14 protein-coding genes are annotated in these 18,081 nt (G+C 59.4%); 3 read left to right on the top strand and 11 right to left on the bottom strand.

Features of this window, described 5'->3' with window-relative positions:
- Positions 1-41: 41 nt before the first annotated feature.
- Positions 42-1,193, bottom strand: a complete 1,152-nt coding sequence (locus ACYZT6_RS16695) for a M14 family metallopeptidase (RefSeq protein WP_462027846.1) — start codon at positions 1,191-1,193, stop codon at positions 42-44.
- Positions 1,194-1,677: 484 nt separating this feature from the next.
- Positions 1,678-2,016, bottom strand: coding sequence for a DUF6124 family protein (locus ACYZT6_RS16690; protein ID WP_461954819.1), 339 nt, complete (start codon positions 2,014-2,016; stop codon positions 1,678-1,680).
- A 129-nt stretch (positions 2,017-2,145) separates the two neighbouring features.
- Between ACYZT6_RS16690 and ACYZT6_RS16685 the strand changes: the two genes are divergently transcribed.
- Positions 2,146-2,793: a LexA family protein gene (locus ACYZT6_RS16685; protein ID WP_462027845.1), complete on the top strand. Its 648-nt coding sequence runs from the start codon at positions 2,146-2,148 to the stop codon at positions 2,791-2,793.
- Positions 2,794-2,832: 39 nt separating this feature from the next.
- Here the strand turns inward: ACYZT6_RS16685 and ACYZT6_RS16680 are convergent, their stop codons facing one another.
- From ACYZT6_RS16680 to ACYZT6_RS16665, 4 genes are all read right to left on the bottom strand, one after another.
- Positions 2,833-4,788: an acetyl/propionyl/methylcrotonyl-CoA carboxylase subunit alpha gene (locus tag ACYZT6_RS16680; protein ID WP_462027844.1), complete on the bottom strand. Its 1,956-nt coding sequence runs from the start codon at positions 4,786-4,788 to the stop codon at positions 2,833-2,835.
- A complete protein-coding gene (locus tag ACYZT6_RS16675) occupies positions 4,788-5,603 on the bottom strand; it encodes a gamma-carboxygeranoyl-CoA hydratase (protein ID WP_462027843.1) in 816 nt (271 codons plus the stop codon). Before ACYZT6_RS16675 ends, ACYZT6_RS16680 begins: the two co-directional genes overlap by 1 nt.
- A gap of 124 nt (positions 5,604-5,727) precedes the next feature.
- A complete protein-coding gene (locus ACYZT6_RS16670) occupies positions 5,728-7,332 on the bottom strand; it encodes a carboxyl transferase domain-containing protein (RefSeq protein WP_462027842.1) in 1,605 nt (534 codons plus the stop codon).
- 104 nt (positions 7,333-7,436) lie between these two features.
- Positions 7,437-8,600, bottom strand: a complete 1,164-nt coding sequence (locus tag ACYZT6_RS16665; RefSeq protein ID WP_213940343.1) for an isovaleryl-CoA dehydrogenase — start codon at positions 8,598-8,600, stop codon at positions 7,437-7,439.
- A 293-nt stretch (positions 8,601-8,893) separates the two neighbouring features.
- On the opposite strand from ACYZT6_RS16665, the gene ACYZT6_RS16660 reads away from it, so the two are divergent.
- Positions 8,894-10,591 carry an AMP-binding protein gene (locus ACYZT6_RS16660; RefSeq protein ID WP_462027841.1) on the top strand — a complete coding sequence of 566 codons (1,698 nt, stop codon included), beginning with the start codon at positions 8,894-8,896 and terminating at the stop codon, positions 10,589-10,591.
- Between the two features lie 654 nt (positions 10,592-11,245).
- Here the strand turns inward: ACYZT6_RS16660 and ACYZT6_RS16655 are convergent.
- From ACYZT6_RS16655 to ACYZT6_RS16645, 3 genes are all read right to left on the bottom strand, one after another.
- A complete protein-coding gene (locus ACYZT6_RS16655; protein WP_462027840.1) occupies positions 11,246-12,145 on the bottom strand; it encodes a hydroxymethylglutaryl-CoA lyase in 900 nt (299 codons plus the stop codon).
- A gap of 147 nt (positions 12,146-12,292) precedes the next feature.
- Positions 12,293-12,694, bottom strand: a complete 402-nt coding sequence (locus ACYZT6_RS16650) for a MerR family transcriptional regulator (RefSeq protein WP_461954812.1) — start codon at positions 12,692-12,694, stop codon at positions 12,293-12,295.
- A gap of 226 nt (positions 12,695-12,920) precedes the next feature.
- Positions 12,921-13,850, bottom strand: a complete 930-nt coding sequence (locus ACYZT6_RS16645) for a LysR family transcriptional regulator (protein ID WP_008148497.1) — start codon at positions 13,848-13,850, stop codon at positions 12,921-12,923.
- A gap of 176 nt (positions 13,851-14,026) precedes the next feature.
- Between ACYZT6_RS16645 and ACYZT6_RS16640 the strand changes: the two genes are divergently transcribed.
- Positions 14,027-15,256 carry an acyl-CoA dehydrogenase gene (locus ACYZT6_RS16640; RefSeq protein WP_438658447.1) on the top strand — a complete coding sequence of 410 codons (1,230 nt, stop codon included), beginning with the start codon at positions 14,027-14,029 and terminating at the stop codon, positions 15,254-15,256.
- Between the two features lie 126 nt (positions 15,257-15,382).
- Here the strand turns inward: ACYZT6_RS16640 and ACYZT6_RS16635 are convergent, their stop codons facing one another.
- Entirely contained in the window at positions 15,383-16,723 is a 1,341-nt protein-coding gene (locus ACYZT6_RS16635; protein WP_462027839.1) for a substrate-binding domain-containing protein, read from the bottom strand.
- A gap of 229 nt (positions 16,724-16,952) precedes the next feature.
- Positions 16,953-17,765: an exodeoxyribonuclease III gene (xthA, locus tag ACYZT6_RS16630; protein ID WP_462027838.1), complete on the bottom strand. Its 813-nt coding sequence runs from the start codon at positions 17,763-17,765 to the stop codon at positions 16,953-16,955.
- Positions 17,766-18,081 lie beyond the last annotated feature (316 nt).

Genomic DNA, 18,081 nt, shown 5'->3' with positions numbered 1-18,081 from the left:
GCCGAACGCAGCCTTCGGCAGCTGCTACAGGGGGCGCTTGATCAGCGCAGGGTATCGATCATGTCGGCAACGGTCGTCAGCACGTCCTTGCCCAATTGCTTGGAGCGCTTGCCCGACCAGCCGGTCAGTGCGTTGGGCGCGTCGTTGTTGTCCTTGAAGGGCATCTCCAGGGTCAGCGACAGGCAGTCGTACTTCTGACCGACACTGTTACAGGCCAGCGTCATGTTGGCTTTGCCCGGTTCGTCGCGGGTGTAACCGTGCTTGGTCTGAAAGTCTTTGGTCAGGTGCTTCAGGTGGCTGCGGAAATGCTCTTCGAGTTTTTCGATCCGCGGCGTATAGCCCGGGTTGCCTTCGCAACCGGCGGTGAACACGTAGGGGATTTCTTCATCGCCGTGGATGTCGAGGAACAGGTCGACGCCGTACGCTTCCATTTGCTGCTGAACGAACAGCACTTCCGGGCTTATTTCCTGGCTGGCGCTCTGCCAGGCGCGATTCAGGTCCTGGCCCATGGCATTGGTGCGCAGGTGCCCGTGAAAGGCGCCGTCAGGGTTCATGTTCGGCACCAGGTACAGGTCGGCGCTGGCCAGCAGTTTGTTCAGTACCGGGTCGTCGTGCTTTTCCAGGCGTTCGATCACGCCTTCCATGAACCACTCGGCCATGTGTTCGCCGGGGTGCTGCTGGGCAATCATCCAGACCTTGCGCTGACCTTCGGCGCCGCTGCCTTTGCGCAATAACTGGATGTCACGGCCTTCAGCGCTTTTGCCGGTGGCCAGCAATTGAGTGCCGGCCTTGGTCAGCGCCTGTTCGATCAGCCAGTCGTGACGGCCACGGCTGTAGGGTTCGAAATAGGCAAACCAGGCGTGAGTGGCCGTGGCTTCAAGGCTGAAACGCAGGCAGTCGCCTTCGAAGATGGTCGGTACGCGGAACCAGTTGACGTGGTCGTAGGACGCTACGGCCTGATAACCGTCCCAAGCCTTGTTGTATGAAGACTTGCTGGCATTGTTCAGACGAAACCAGTGCTCCTGACCGACATGCAGACCGCTGGCCTTGAAATGGAACCACTGGAAATGCTGGCTGCGGGTGTCTGGTTTGATGGCCAGCAGGGCTTGAAGTGGATTGCTGATGTCCAGCACTTCAATGTTGCCGCTGTCGAAATTTGCACTGATGTCGAAAGAGGATTTAGCCACGGTCATAGTCGATTCCTGATTATGATTTTATGGCTGCTACTTTACACGCTGGGAAGGGAAAAACCGGGGGAAATTACGGGGGGAAAGTGGGGGCGTCCTCCTTGACGCAGACGCAGCTTAGTGACTGTGCGATTGATTCTCAAGCGCTATTTTTCATTAGTTTGGGCCAATGATGCCGGGCTTCTCTTGCCAATCGATATTCTTTTGATATCATCCGCGCCAATCGAATTCGCAACACTTGAAGACTTCATTAGCCTGAAGCCAAAGCCAGAATAACTGGCAAAAAAAAACCCGGCAAAAAGCCGGGTCAAAAACCGTGATTAGCCTGATGAGGAGATAGTCCAGGAGACCGACCTAAGGTCTCTTGGTCCATCGACTGATCTCGCGACCAGCTGCATGCAATAATAATCATTCTCGTTTGCAAGTCAAATGATTTTATCTGCGCGATTGGAAAATTCTTTCCTTTCCTCTTCAAAAACGTGCGTCTGACTCAGACGCTCTGTCCCTGTAAAGATCGATCAATCATCGCCTTGGCCATGTCGATCATATGCACCGTCGAAAAGGCCAGGTCCCGACTCGCGCCGTGCAGGTTGCTGGCCGACTCGTAGGCGGTCGCTGCGGCACAACGCAACAGATCCGACGCATGCACCAGCGCCTCTTCACCGCTGACGGCAGGGTTTACATCAAAAAATCGCTCCTCGACCACTGCCTCTGACACAGTTGGTTTCAAGTAATAGTCCAAGGCTTTTTGCGCGGCGGCGTTGCCTTTGGGCGAGGTGAGGGTGGTGTCCATTTGCATATCCGACAGGTCATTGCTGGGTAACGTCATGGTGATGGCAAGCTCCGTGATAGATTCAGATCCGTGAACCAATCCTAGTACGAACTGTATTTGTGACGAGAATTTAAATACTACAATTTGTGTTTTGTTGCTTGGAGTACGCCACGTATCGTGCCGCCCATGGATAAATGGATTGAGTTGGTCAAAGCCAAGATGAGTGAGCTCAAAGTCACTCAGGAAGTACTCGCCGATCGCCTCGGGATGTCCCAGGGCGGCGTGGGTCACTGGCTGAATAAACGCCGTCAGCCGAGCATCGAGGACATGAATCGTGTCTTGCGGGCGCTCGGGATGGATTTTCTGGAAGTGGCGATGGTGATTCGGGAGCCTTTGGTGCTGCAGGACGACGAGATGTCCCTGACGCAAAAGTACAACCCGTACTTCCGTTACCCGGTCAGTGACTGGCGCGTGCCTGCCGAGGTGCGTGACGGTGAGCTATCGGTCTACGGCAAGCCGCGTTTCGAACTGACCGATTATCACGCTCAGGGCGCGGCATTCTGGCTCGAGGTGGTCGGCGACGCGATGACCGCACCCAGCGGTATCAGCATTGCCGAGGGCATGATGATCCTGGTGGACCCGGCCATTGTGCCGGAGCCCGGGAAGCTGGTGATCGCGCAATGGTCGGACAGCATCGAAGCGATTTTTCGCAAGCTGATCGAAGAGGGCGGGCAGCGTTACCTTGTCCCGCTCAATCCGACGTATCCGAAAGCCCTTTTCACCGAAGAGTGTCGAATCCTCGGCGTGGTGGTTCAGGCAACGGCCAAGTTCTAATCAGATCGGTCCGCGCACTGCGTAGGACCGATCTTCATTTCACGCTTCCTCCAGCTCGACTAACGCACTGCCTTCGCTGACCATTTCGCCTTCCTGGCAATACAATGCCTTGATCACACCGGCGTGGGGCGCGCGAATGCTGTGCTCCATCTTCATCGCTTCCAGCACCACCAGTTGCGCCCCGGCTTCGACCGTTTGCCCGGCCTCGACCAGTACGCGCACGATGCTGCCGTTCATGGGCGCGGTGAGCCCACCCTGATGACTGTGACTGGCTTCGACGGCGCTGATCGGGTCGTAGGACTCGATACGGCGCAATTCACCTTCCCATTGCAGGTACACAACCTCGCCACGACGGATTGCCCGATGCTGGCGACGCACGCCGTTGTGCTCGGTCAGCAGTTGTTCGCCCTTGAGTTGTGCGGTGTGGGCATCAACGTTACCCAATGTCAGCGCCCGGTCTTGTCCTTCGCAGCTCAAGTGAAGGGTGATTTCCCTCGGCAGCCCGGCGCGGAAACCATTGCCCACACCCCAAGGCGAACTCAGGTCATCGGCGCGCGGAGAACCCGACTGGCTCTGGGCAACTGCCTGAGCGGCGGCTTGCCAGAAATCATCACTGAGGTCCGCAGGTTCTGGCAGCAATTGCTCCTGATAACGCGGAATAAACCCGGTATCCAGTTCTGCCGCCGCAAACGCCGGATGGCCGACGATACGGCGCAGGAAGTTGATGTTGGTCTTGAGCCCGCCGATCGCAAACTCATCCAGCATGCTCAACAACCGCAGGCGCGCTTGTTCACGGTCTTCGCCCCAGGCAATCAGCTTGCCGAGCATCGGGTCGTAGAACGGCGAGATCTCATCACCTTCTTCAACACCGCTGTCGACCCGACGTCCCGGGCCTTCAGGCGATTCGCGATACAACTCCAGACGCCCGGTGGCCGGCAGGAAATCGTGGCTCGGGTCCTCGGCATACAGCCTTACTTCGATCGCATGGCCGATCAGCGGCACTTCGGCCTGGGTCATCGGCAGCGCTTCACCGCGAGCCACGCGAATCTGCCAGGCCACCAGATCAAGGCCGGTGATCGCTTCGGTCACCGGGTGTTCGACCTGCAGACGCGTGTTCATCTCCATGAAGAAAAACTCGCCGCGCGAATCCAGCAAAAACTCCACGGTGCCGGCACCGACATAGCCGATGGCTTGCGCCGAACGCACGGCAGCTTCGCCCATGGCATGCCGCAGTTCCGGGCTCAGGCCTGGAGCGGGCGCTTCTTCGACGACTTTCTGATGGCGACGCTGAATCGAGCAGTCACGTTCGTTGAGGTACAGGCAGTTACCGTGTTGATCGGCGAACACCTGGATTTCCACATGGCGTGGTTTGAGCAGGTATTTCTCCACCAGCATCCGCGAATCGCCAAACGAGGATTTCGCTTCACGTTGCGCCGAGGCCAGGGCTTCGGCCAACTGGCTGACTTCCTCGACCACTTTCATGCCTTTACCGCCGCCGCCCGCCGTGGCCTTGAGCAGCACCGGATAACCGATGCGTTCGCAGGCATCGCGGAAGGTGTCGAAGTCCTGCGCTTCGCCGTGATAGCCGGGCACCAGGGGCACGCCGGCGGTTTCCATCAGGGCTTTGGCGGCGGATTTGCTGCCCATCGCGTCAATGGCCGAGGCGGGTGGGCCAAGGAAGATCAGGCCGGCGTCTTCAATGGCACGGGCGAACCCGGCGTTCTCGGACAAAAAGCCATAACCGGGGTGAATCGCCTGAGCGCCGCTAGCCTTTGCCGCCGCGATCAATTTATCGATCTGCAGATAGCTGTCAGCAGCTTTGCTGCCGCCGAGGTCGACGCGGATATCCGCTTCGCGACTGTGTCGGGCTTCACGGTCAGTGGCGCTGTGCACGGCCACGGTGGTCAGGCCCAACGCCTTGGCGGTGCGCATCACCCGACAGGCGATTTCGCCACGGTTGGCCACCAGCAGGGTGGTGAGAACAGGTGCGCTCATCAACGCGGCTCCTTGGTGGTGGTCGGTGCTTGCCAGCTCGGCGGACGCTTTTGCAGAAAGGCGCGCAGGCCCTCCTGGCCTTCGGGGCTGACGCGGATGCGGGCGATGGCATTCTCGGTGTAGCGGCGCAGGGCCGGGGTCAGCGCGCCGTTGCCGACTTCACGCAGCAAGTCCTTGCTGACGCGCATGGCGGCCGGGCTGTTGAGCAGCAGGTTGTCGATCCACTTTTCCACGTTCTGTTCCAGCTCAGCGGTCGGATAGCTCTCCGACAACAGGCCTATTTCCCGTGCCCGTTGCCCACCGAAACGTTCGGCCGTCAGCGCATAACGGCGTGCCGCGCGTTCGCCGATGGCTTGCACCACGAACGGGCTGATCACCGCCGGCGCCAGGCCGATGCGCACTTCCGACAGGCAGAACTGCGCGTCATCGGCGCCAATCGCCATGTCGCAGCAACTGATCAGGCCCAGCGCGCCGCCATAGGCCGCGCCTTGCACCACGGCCAGCGTCGGGATTTTCAGTTTGGCGAGGTTGTACATCAACTCCGCCAGTTCCCGGGCGTCGTCGAGGTTGGTGTGGTAGTCGAGCTCGGCTGATTGCTGCATCCAGGCCAGATCGGCACCGGCGCTGAAATGCTTGCCACGGCCGCGCACCAGCAGAAACCGCAGGCTGGCATCGGTCGACACCTTGTCCAGCGCGAGGATCAGTTCGCGGATCATCTCGGCGTTGAACGCGTTGTTCTTTTCTTCACGGCTGAGCCACAAGGTCGCGAAACCCCGTGGGTCGGTCAGCAGTTCGAGGGTGTTGAAGTCGCTCATATTCGTCCGTCTCCACAACTCTATTCTGTAGGAGCGAGGCTTGCCCGCGAAGGAAGCGCCGCGGTTTGCCTGTTGCACCGCGTCATGCCTGTTCGCGGGCAAGCCTCGCTCCTACAAGGTCGGATCACATCCGGAACACGCCGAAGCGGCTCGGTTCGATAGGCGCGTTCAGCGACGCGGACAAGGCCAGGGCCAGCACGTCGCGGGTCTGCGCCGGGTCGATGACGCCGTCGTCCCACAGCCGTGCGCTGGAGTAGTAAGGGTGGCCCTGTTCTTCGTATTGATCGAGGATCGGCTGCTTGATCTCGGCTTCCTGCTCGGCGCTGAAACCTTGGCCACTGCGCTCGGCCTGCTCGCGCTTGACTTGCACCAGCACACCCGCCGCCTGTTCGGCGCCCATCACGCCAATGCGCGCGTTCGGCCACATCCACAGGAAACGTGGGTCGTAAGCCCGCCCGCACATGCCGTAGTTACCGGCGCCAAAACTGCCGCCAATGATCACGGTAAATTTCGGTACCTTGGCGCACGCCACGGCGGTCACCAGTTTCGCGCCGTGCTTGGCGATACCGCCGGCCTCGTATTTCTGGCCGACCATGAAGCCGGTGATGTTTTGCAGGAACAGCAACGGAATGCCACGCTGGCAGGCCAGTTCGATAAAGTGCGCGCCTTTCTGCGCGGCTTCGGCGAACAGGATGCCGTTGTTGGCGAGGATCGCGATCGGGTAACCGTGCAAATGTGCGAAGCCGCACACCAGGGTGGTCCCGAAAAGCGCTTTGAATTCGTCGAACACCGAACCGTCGACCAGCCGCGAGATCACCTCGCGCACATCGAACGGCTGCTTGGCGTCGGCCGAGACCACGCCGTACAACTCGTCGCTGGCGTAGAGCGGGGCGATCGGCGTGCGCAGTTGCAGTTCGCCAAGTTTGCGCCAGTTGAGATTGGCGACGCTGCGTCGTGCAATGGCCAAGGCGTGTTCGTCGCTCTCGGCGTAGTGGTCGGCAACCCCGGAAATCTTGCAGTGCACATCGGCCCCGCCGAGGTCTTCGGCGCTGACCACTTCGCCGGTCGCAGCTTTTACCAGCGGCGGACCGGCGAGGAAAATGGTGGCCTGCTGGCGCACCATGATCGCTTCGTCTGCCATCGCTGGCACATAAGCGCCACCGGCGGTGCAGGAGCCCATGACCACCGCGATTTGCGGGATGCCCATGGCGCTCATGTTCGCCTGGTTGAAGAAGATCCGTCCAAAGTGCTCGCGGTCCGGAAACACTTCATCCTGACGCGGCAGATTGGCGCCGCCGGAGTCCACCAGATAGATGCACGGCAAACGGTTCTGCTGGGCGATGGTCTGGGCACGCAGGTGTTTTTTCACGGTCAGCGGGTAATACGAACCGCCTTTCACCGTGGCGTCGTTGGCGACGATCATGCATTCGACGCCCTCCACACGGCCGATTCCGGCAATCACGCCGGCCGCCGGAACGTCTTCGCCGTACACCGCGTAGGCCGCCAGCTGGCTGATCTCGAGAAACGGCGAACCTGGATCGAGCAGGCGATTGATCCGCTCACGCGGCAGCAATTTGCCTCGCGAAGTATGGCGTTCTTGCGCCTTCGGGCCGCCACCTTGCTGCACTTGGGCGAGCAGAGTGTGCAGGGCGTCGACCTGTGTGAGCATCGCCGCGCTGTTGGCCGCGAACTCCGCCGAACGGGGGTTGAGCTGGGTATGCAGGATCATGGGCTACTCCGTAGCAGCTTCAAGTTTCAAGCTACAAGCTACAAGTTGAAGCAAGCGCACAGTTCTCTTGCCGCTTGAAGCTTGCTGCTTGCCGCTGACGAAATTTATTTCGTTTCGTTGAACAGTTCGCGACCGATAAGCATGCGACGGATCTCACTGGTGCCGGCGCCGATTTCGTACAGCTTGGCGTCACGCAGCAGACGACCGGCCGGGAATTCGTTGATGTAGCCGTTGCCGCCGAGAATCTGGATCGCGTCGAGGGCCATTTGCGTGGCGCGTTCGGCGCTGTAGAGGATCACGCCGGCGGCGTCCTTGCGGGTGGTTTCGCCGCGCTCGCACGCTTGCGCTACCGCATAAAGGTAAGCGCGGCTGGCATTGAGTTGGGTGTACATGTCAGCGACCTTGCCCTGGATCAGCTGGAACTCGCCGATGCTTTGGCCGAACTGCTTGCGGTCGTGGATGTAGGGAACGATCAGGTCCATGCAAGCCTGCATGATCCCGGTTGGGCCGCCGGACAGCACAACGCGCTCGTAGTCGAGGCCGCTCATCAGCACTTTCACGCCGCCGTTGAGCACGCCGAGAATGTTTTCTTCCGGCACTTCGACGTCATCGAAGAACAGCTCGCAGGTGTTGGAGCCGCGCATGCCGAGTTTGTCGAATTTGTTGCTGCGGCTGAAGCCTTTCGAATCACGTTCGACGATGAAGGCGGTGATTCCGTGCGGGCCTTTTTCCAGGTCGGTCTTGGCGTAGATCACGTAGGTGTTGGCGTCGGGACCGTTGGTGATCCAGGTTTTGCTGCCGTTGAGGACATAGTGATCGCCGCGTTTGTCGGCACGCAGCTTCATCGACACCACGTCGGAACCGGCATTCGGCTCGCTCATGGCCAGGGCGCCAATGTGCTCGCCGCTGATCAGCTTCGGCAGGTACTTGGTTTTCTGCTCGTGATTGCCGTTGCGGTTGATCTGGTTGACGCAAAGGTTGGAGTGAGCGCCGTAGGACAGGGCGACCGACGCCGAACCGCGGCTGATTTCTTCCATGATCACCACGTGCGCCAGGTAACCCAGGCCAGCGCCGCCGTATTCTTCCGGCACGGTAACGCCGAGCAGGCCCATGTCGCCGAATTTGCGCCACAGGTCGGCCGGGAACAGGTTGTCGATGTCGATCTGAGCGGCGCGCGGGGCGATCTCTTTGGCGACGAAGGACTGAACCTGATCGCGCAGCATGTCGATGGTTTCACCGAGGGCAAAGTTCAGGGATGGGTAGCTCATGGGTCACCTTTTGGCTTTTTTATCGGTTGGTGAGACCGTCAATCGGCTCTCACCTTTACGTTAACGTAAGCCTGTGACGAATGGCTGTCAATCACCCTTTACGTTAACGTCAACTTGAGCGACAGTAGGGCCAGTTCAAGATCGAACAGCGGCAAAACCTGTAGGAGCGAAGCTTGCTCGCGAAAGCATCAGATCAGTCGACATCACTGCTGAATGCACTGGCATCTTCGCGAGCAAGCTTCGCTCCTACAAGTTGGGACGCCAACCCACAAATAAAGACAATAGGGGTCGTCATGGATCAACCCAGTGCAAACCCGCAGCGCAGCTACACCCGTGGATCCCAGGACAAAGCCTTGCTGGCGATGACCATCGGCGAGATGTTCGATCAGACGGTCGCGCAATATCCGAACGGAGAGGCGCTGGTCGTGCGCCATCAGCAGTTGCGCTACACCTGGCAGCAACTGGCCGACGCCGTCGACCTGCATGCCAGAGCCCTGTTGGCGCTGGGTTTGCAGGCCGGTGACCGCCTCGGTATCTGGGCGCCAAATTGCGCGCAGTGGTGCATCAGCCAGTTCGCCAGCGCGAAAATCGGTGTGATCCTGGTCAACATCAACCCGGCGTATCGCAGTTCCGAACTCGAATACGTGTTGAAGCAATCCGGCTGCCAATGGCTGGTCTGCGCCGGTGCCTTCAAGACGTCCGACTATCACGGGATGCTGCAAGGCCTGGTGCCCGAACTGGCGGAGCAATCCATCGGAAAGTTGCACTGCGAGCGCCTGCCGCAATTGCGCGGCGTCATCAGTCTGAATGCACAACCACCGTCGGGTTTCCTGCCGTGGTCACAACTGGGCGATCTCGCCGCCAGCGTCTCCGCCGGACAGTTGCGCGAACGTCAGGACAGCCTGCATTTCGATCAGGCGGTGAACATCCAGTACACCTCCGGCACCACCGGTTTCCCGAAAGGCGCGACCCTCAGTCACTACAACATTCTCAACAACGGTTACATGGTGGGCGAAAGCCTCGGGCTGACGGCCAATGATCGCCTGGTGATCCCGGTGCCGCTGTATCACTGCTTCGGCATGGTCATGGGCAACCTCGGCTGCATCACCCACGGCAGCACCATGATTTACCCCAACGATGCATTCGACCCGCTATTGACCCTGACCACGGTCGCCGAAGAAAAGGCCACCGCACTTTACGGCGTGCCGACCATGTTCATCGCCATGCTCGATCAGCCGAAACGCGCCGAGTTCGATCTGTCGAGCCTGCGCACCGGGATCATGGCCGGGGCGACTTGCCCGATCGAAGTGATGCGCCGGGTCATCAGCGACATGCACATGAGCGAAGTGCAGATTGCCTACGGCATGACGGAAACAAGCCCCGTGTCATTGCAGACCGGTCCGTCAGACGAACTGGAACTGCGCGTTACCACCGTTGGCCGGACCCAGCCACAACTGGAAAGCAAGATCATCGACGAGGCCGGCAATCTGGTGCCGCGCGGCACCATTGGCGAACTCTGCACCCGCGGTTACAGCGTGATGCTCGGCTATTGGAATAACCCGCAAGGCACTGCAGAAGCCATCGATCAGGCAGGCTGGATGCACACAGGTGACTTGGCGAGCATGAACGACGAGGGTTACGTGTGCATTGCCGGACGCAACAAGGACATGATCATCCGTGGCGGTGAGAACATTTACCCGCGTGAGCTGGAAGAATTCTTCTTTACCCACCCGGCGGTGGCGGACGTGCAGGTGATCGGGATTCCGTGCTCGCGCTATGGCGAAGAGATTGTCGCCTGGATCAAATTCCACCCGGGCCACAGCGCTACGGAGCAGGAACTGCAAACCTGGTGCAAGGAGCGCATCGCGCACTTCAAGACGCCGCGTTACTTCAAGTTCGTGGAAGAGTTTCCGATGACCGTGACCGGCAAGATCCAGAAATTCCGGATGCGCGAGATCAGCATTGAGGAATTGCGCGAAAAGCAGGTCTGACAAATTCTCCCCTGTGGGAGCCAGCCTGCTGGCGATAGCGGAGTGTTGAACCACCGCAATCGCCAGCAGGCTGGCTCCCACAGGGGCGGTGGTGAAAACCTGAATCGCAGAAAGCACAAAGGGGAGCCGAAGCTCCCCTTTAATTTTGTCGTTGCGCGTGCTCTTTTTTTATTATTGAGGGGCGGTCTGTTGTTGTTTTTAGTGACCGTGACCCTTTACCGCTGTTTTTGTCGATCCCCATCCGGGATCAAGAGCAAACGTATTTTTTTGAGCGCTGACCTGCTTTTTCGCTGAGCGATCCAACCAGTTCGGGAGCTACCTGAAGGTAGTTTTATTGTTCTCTGCCCGGTTGCGGGTTACTCCGAAAAGCACCCTGAAAAGCACATCCTCTCCAAAAAAATCTGTTAGCTGCGTCTCTGCCGTGTTGTTTTTGTTATGTCAGAGTCGTTACGTCTTATTTTTATTAGGTTTGCCGCTTTTTTTGTTCTTGTTATGCAGTAGAGATAGCAGAAGCCGTGCCAACTTTTAAAAATCCTTATAAATCAACGCCTTGGGTTTTTATCGGATTTTTCCTTCAGGCAAAACCAGACAATTTGTTTCCGTGTTACTCGCTTACGCCCCACGTTTCAGACGCAGCGGTAACACCCCCACGCCTCACTGTGCACTGCGAGCCTTGGCTACGCGCGAGCCGGTGGGTCGCCCCAGCACGGTGCAAATCTGCTGGCCGGCCAAAATCAAAGCGTCAAGGTCAATTCCGGTCTGGATACCGAGGCCGTTGAGCAGGTAAACCACGTCTTCGGTGGCGACGTTACCGCTGGCGCCCTTGGCGTACGGGCAGCCGCCGAGGCCGGCGATGGAACTGTCGAACACCGCGATCCCTTCCAGCAGGCTGGCGTAGATGTTGGCCATGGCCTGGCCATAAGTGTCGTGGAAATGCCCGGCGAGTTTTTCACGCGGCACATCGGCCGAGACCACGTCGAACATCTTGCGGGTCGCGCCAGCGGTGCCGGTGCCGATGGTGTCGCCCAGGGAAACTTCATAGCAGCCCATGGCGTAGAGCTCGCGTGCGACCCGGGCAACTTGTTCTGGCGCGACGTTACCTTCGTAAGGGCAACCCAGCACGCAGGACACGTAACCGCGCACGCTCACACCATGCTGCTTGGCGGCGTCCATGATCGGCACGAAGCGCTCCAGGCTTTCGCTGATCGAGCAATTGATGTTGCGTTGGGAAAACGCTTCGGAGGCCGCCGCGAATACCGCGACTTCCTTGACCCCTGCCGCGATCGCATCTTCAAACCCGCGCAGATTGGGGGCGAGTGCGCCATAGGTCACGCCCGGTTTGCGCTGGATCTGCGCAAAGACTTCGGCGGAACCGGCCATTTGCGGCACCCACTTGGGCGAAACGAAACTGCCGACTTCTATATAGCCAAGGCCTGCGGCAGTCAGCGCGTCGACCAGTTGCACCTTGTCCGCAACGCTAATGGGTTGGGCTTCGTTTTGCAGACCGTCGCGGGGACCGACTTCGACTAGACGTACGTGAGTGGGTAGGGACATGGCAATGGACCTGCTGTATTTGTCTGAATGTTCAGCGAACCCTGTAGGAGCGAAGCTTGCTCGCGAACGCGGTATGTCATTCAACATTGGTGTCGACTGATCTGACGCTTTCGCGAGCAAGCTTCGCTCCTACAGGTATCCGGGTGTTTATTGAACAGGTTGCTGACTCTTGATCGTCTGTTCCAGCGCCTGGGTGCAGCGCTCTTGCGCCGTATCGAGTTCCAGCTTCATCTGCTCGATGTCGAGCATCTGCTGCTCCAGCTGTTCGCGGCGCTCGGCGATCTTGCTCAGCATGGTTTGCAGCTGTTTTTGATTGCCGCCGGTGGGGTCGTAGAGTTCGATCAGCTCGCGGCACTCGGCCAGGGAGAAGCCAATGCGCTTGCCCCGCAGGATCAGCTTAAGGCTGACCTTGTCACGGGGTGTGTAGACGCGTTCCTGGCCACGACGCTCAGGGCTGAGCAGGCCTTGCTCTTCATAAAAGCGAATGGCCCGCGTGGTGATGTCGAGCTCGCGGGCGAGGTCGGAAATGCTATAGGTCTGGCTGCTCATGGAAGCGCTCGAAGAAGGTCATGGCGCTAAGCTAATGGCAGGTTGACGTTTACGTCAAGGGGCATGGATCTTCATTGATATCACTGCCCTCTTCGCGGGCAAGCCTCGCTCCTACAGGGGGGATCTCTGCAATGTACAAATTTTGTGTTCACAGAAAATCTGATGTAGGAGCGAGCGGTGCGGCGGTCCGACTTGCCCGCGAAGAACGATAACGCGGTCCTACGCCCTACACCTTATCGAGCTTCTTCTCATGCGCCGTCACTTGCTGGCACAACTCGATCATCTGTTCGCGCATCCAGCGGTTGGCCGGGTCCTGGTCGGTGCTTTCGTGCCAGTAGAGGTGAGTTTCCACCGGCGGCACGTCGTTGACCGGGAGGTTCACCGAGTACAAGTCATGGCGGCGGGCAAAGCGCTCCGGCACGGTCATGACCATGTCGGTCTGCTGCAACACCTGGGACGCCATCAGGTAATGCTGGGAACGCAGGGCGATTTTGCGCTGAATGCCCATCTTCCCGAGGGCCAGGTCGACATGGCCCAGACCGCTGCGGCGGCTGGAGATATGGATGTGCGTCAGTGACAGGTAATCGTCGAGGGTGAATTTCTCTTTGCCCGCCAGCGGATGACCCTTGCGCATCGCACACACGTAACGGTCTTCCATCAACTTGACGTGACGCACCTGCGGGTCAGTGTTAAGCGGCGCATCGACAGCGAAGTCCAGACGCCCGGCCGCCAGTTCCTTGGTGGTCTCGCGGCGCTTGGACAGAAAACTTTCGATGATCACCGTCGGCGCCAGGCGGCGCAGGCGCTGGAACAGCGGCGGCAGAATCACCGCTTCGGTCAGGTCGGTCATGCTGATGCGATACGTCTTGACGGCCTGCAACGGGTTGAAAATCCGGCTTTCCTGCACCGACACCCGCAGCAGGGAGAGGGCGTTACGCACCGGCCCGATGATGTTCTGCGCCATGGGCGTTGGGACCATGCCTTGCGCCGTGCGCACGAACAACGGGTCGTTGAAGGTCTCGCGCAGGCGGGCCAGAGCGTTCGAGACCGCTGGCTGAGTAATGCCGACAATCTGCCCGGCGCGGGTCAGGTTGGCTTCGGTGTAGATCGCGTCGAAGACGATGAAAAGGTTGAGGTCGACCTTGCTCAGATTCATTACGCGGCTCTCTTGTTGTAAGGGCGTTTTTGGCCTTGATGATCACCCGATCATATATCGGTGATGAATGTTAATACACGCCGAGAATAGGCTAGGTAAATTTTCGTAGCTGTTCTAGCATCGATTGCATGACCTGAACAACTCCTCTGAACCCAGTCAAAAAGGTAGAGATGCCCATGGATTTCGCTTATTCGCCCAAGGTGCAAGAACTGCGTGAGCGCGTGACCGCGTTCATGGACACCTACGTTTACCCCGCCGAAGCGGTGTTCGAGCGCCAGGTCGCCGAAGGCGATCGCTGGCAGCCGACTGCAATCATGGAAGAGCTCAAACTCAAGGCCAAGGCTGAAGGGTTGTGGAATTTGTTCCTGCCTGAGTCCGAACTCGGCGCCGGCCTGACCAACCTCGAATACGCACCACTGGCAGAAATCATGGGCCGCTCGCTGCTCGGCCCTGAGCCCTTCAACTGCTCCGCGCCGGACACCGGCAACATGGAAGTGCTGGTGCGTTACGCCAACGAAGAGCAGAAGCAACGCTGGCTCGAACCGCTGCTGCGTGGCGAGATCCGCTCGGCGTTCGCCATGACCGAACCGGACGTCGCTTCCTCCGACGCCACCAACATGGCTGCCCGCGCTGTGCGTGACGGCGACGAGTGGGTGATCAACGGCAAAAAATGGTGGACCTCAGGCGCCTGCGACCCGCGCTGCAAGATCCTGATCTTCATGGGCCTGAGCAATCCGGACGCGCCACGCCACGCCCAGCACTCGATGATTCTGGTGCCGGTGGATGCACCGGGCGTGAAGATCGTTCGTCCGCTGCCGGTGTTCGGTTACGACGACGCGCCTCACGGCCACGCCGAAGTGCTGTTTGAAAACGTCCGCGTGCCGTACGAAAACGTCCTGTTGGGCGAAGGACGCGGCTTCGAAATCGCTCAGGGTCGCCTTGGCCCGGGCCGGATTCACCACTGCATGCGTTCGATCGGCATGGCCGAACGTGCGCTGGAGTTGATGTGCAAACGTGCGGTGAGCCGCACCGCGTTCGGTAAACCGCTGGCACGTCTGGGCGGTAACATCGACAAGATCGCCGACTCGCGGATGGAAATCGACATGGCACGCCTGTTGACGTTGAAAGCGGCGTACATGATGGACACTGCCGGTAACAAGGTGGCGAAAAGCGAGATCGCACAGATCAAGGTCGTTGCACCGAACGTGGCCTTGCGGGTTATCGATCGGGCCATTCAGATCCATGGCGGGGCAGGGGTTTCCAATGATTTCCCGCTGGCCTACATGTATGCGATGCAGCGCACCCTGCGCCTGGCCGACGGCCCGGACGAAGTGCACCGCGCGGCGATCGGCAAGTTCGAGATTGGCAAGTACGTGCCGAAAGAGATGATGCGTAGCGGGCAGTAACCCTGTGGCGAGGGAGCTTGCTCCCGCTGGACTGCGCAGCAGTCCCCTTCTTTTTCAGGAGTAAGGGGGGCCGCTTCGCAGCCCAGCGGGAGCAAGCTCCCTCGCCACATTTGTCCGCATTTCAACTCAGTACACCCAAACCTCAACCCGCCGATTCTTGATACGCCCCTCATCCGCACTGTTCGCCGCAACGGGCATCTCGGCGCCAAAGCCGCGAATCTCGCGAAACACCACGCCGCTTTTCACCAGTTCCCGCCGCACCGCCATCGCCCGCAGTTTCGACAACAGGTCGGCACGCGCCGGATCGCTCTTGGCGTCGCCAAACCCCACCAGCGTCACCTGTCGATTGGTTTTGTCGCGCTGCTTTATATAGTCGAGCACCCGCGACAGGTCTTGTCGGGCCTTGTTATCCAGCGTCGCGCTGCCTTCCTCGAAACGGAAATTCACCGACAGCCGCAGCGCATGGCGGCTGAGTGCCTGATAACCCTCGGGCATCAAGGCGTTCGGTGTGACACTCATGGCTTGCACGGTCTGCGCGATAAAACCGTTGGCCGCGACAATCGCCTGGCCTTTGCTGCTTTGCGCGAACGCCACCAGTGCTTGCGCCCAAGGATTTTTCCCGTTGGGCGGCAGGTAAAAGAACAGCCGCCGGGACAGCGGATAGTCCTCCGTCGCAATCAGGTTACTGAGCGGCAACATGGCTTGGGACTGACCATCGGCAATCGCCACGGCTTTGGCCTGGCGCACGTAGGGCAAACCGATAAAACCGATGCCTTGCGGATCCTGGCTGACAGCGTCGGACAATTGCTCGCTGGATTCGAAGCGTTTCGCGGCGCTATTCAGCGTTTTCCCACGCCGACTGAGGACCAATTCCTTAAAGGTGTCGTACGTGCCCGATTGATCATCCCGCGCATACAGGTGAATCGTCCCGCCACTGCCACCGAGTTCTTCCCAGGTTTTTGCCTCACCGCTGAAAATTCGCGCCAGTTGTTCGGTGTTGAGTTGGTTCAGCGGGTTTTGCGGATGAAGGATGATTGCCAGTCCATCGATGGCGATGACTTGCTCGGCGCCGGGGCTTTTAAAGTTGCCCAGGGTCTTGAGGTCTGCCCGTTCGTTGTCCTTGATCGGGCGCGAAGAGGCGGCGAGATCGGCGGAGGCGGTTTTCAGGGCGCTGAACCCGGTGCTGGAACCATGGGCCGCGACTTCCACCACCACCCGCCGTCCCTGAACAGTTTCGCCGACGATGCGTTGTTCGTTGGCTTTGTCCGGGACTTCACTGTGGACTTTGAGCAGGCCCTGTTCGCGCAACAGCCCTTCGACCAGTGCCGGGCCCAATGCGGCGCCGATGGTGTTGGAGCCCTGGATGCGCAGGACCGGGCCGTTTTCGGGTATCGGCAAATCCCCCGCCGACGCCGTCAATGGCAAACAGGTGCACAGCATCAACAGGAACAACACGCGCAACGTCATGCCGGCACCTTATTTGGCCAAAGGAAGTGCCGAGAGAATAAGTCAGTAAAGTTTCTAACAGATGACAGTTACTAAATGTGGGAGCGCCTGTGGCGAGGGGGCTTGCCCCCGTTGGGCTGCGAAGCAGCCCCAAAACTTTCGATACACCAAAGATTTTGTGAGTGCTGCGCACTCAAACGGGGGCAAGCCCCCTCGCCACGGGTCGCGCCACAGGGGCAAGTCGAGAGGATCAGCTCAACTCAAGCCAGATCGGCGCATGGTCCGATGGTTTTTCCATCCCGCGCAGTTCGTAGTCCACACCCGCATCCTTGACCCGTGGCAATAACCCGTGGGACGCCATGATCAAGTCAATCCGCAGCCCGCGCTTGGGCTCGTCTTCAAAACCGCGGCTGCGGTAGTCGAACCAGCTGAAACGGTCGGCCACGTCCGGGTTCAAGTGGCGGAAACTGTCCACCAGGCCCCAGTTCTTCAAGCGGGCCATCCACTCGCGCTCTTCCGGCAGGAAGCTGCATTTACCGGTTTTCAGCCAGCGTTTCATGTTGTCCGGGCCGATGCCGATGTCGCAGTCTTCCGGGGAAATGTTCACGTCGCCCATCACCACCACCGGCTGTTCATTGCTGAACTGGCTTTCCAGCAATTGCTGCAGGTCGCCGTAGAAACGTTCCTTGGCCGGGAACTTGGTGGGGTGATCGCGGCTTTCGCCCTGTGGGAAATAGCCGTTCATGATGGTTACCGGCACACCATTGGCGTCGGCGAACGTGCCCCAGATGAAGCGCCGCTGGGCGTCTTCTTCATCGGTGGCGAAGCCTTTATGCAGCGCAATCGGTTCCTGACGCGAGAGCAGGGCGACGCCGTAATGGCCTTTCTGCCCGTGGAAATACACGTGATAACCCAGTGCCTGAACCTCGGCCAGCGGGAACTGGTCGTCGTGAACCTTGGTTTCCTGCAGCCCGATCACGTCCGGCTGGTGCTTTTCGATCAGCGCCGCCAGCTGATGGGGGCGAGCGCGCAGCCCGTTGATGTTGAAGGAGACGATCTTCATGGTCGGCAGTCCTGGCAAAAGGGCGATGCTAGCTGACCTGTAGGAATCGGGCCAGTGTTGAGGCAGGGGAGTTACCTTGTTCTGTCAGATCTGTATTGGCAGTCAGGGCCTCTTCGCGGGCAAGCCTCGCTCCTACAGGTTTCTCGATTGAGCACAGAATTTATGTAAGCCACAGAACCTGTGGGAGCGTGGCTTGCCCGCGAAGAGGCCGGTCCAGTCGATGAAGATCCAGCCTTGGTCTATACCTGTGGGGGAACTGTATTACCACCCAAAGGCTCGTACCAATAAGAACGCCGCCATTTTCAGCGGCGCCCCG

This window comes from Pseudomonas sp. RT6P73 (assembly GCF_054897715.1).
The sequence above is the reverse complement of the archived record's forward strand: the minus strand, read 5'-3'. Positions and strand labels throughout refer to the sequence as shown.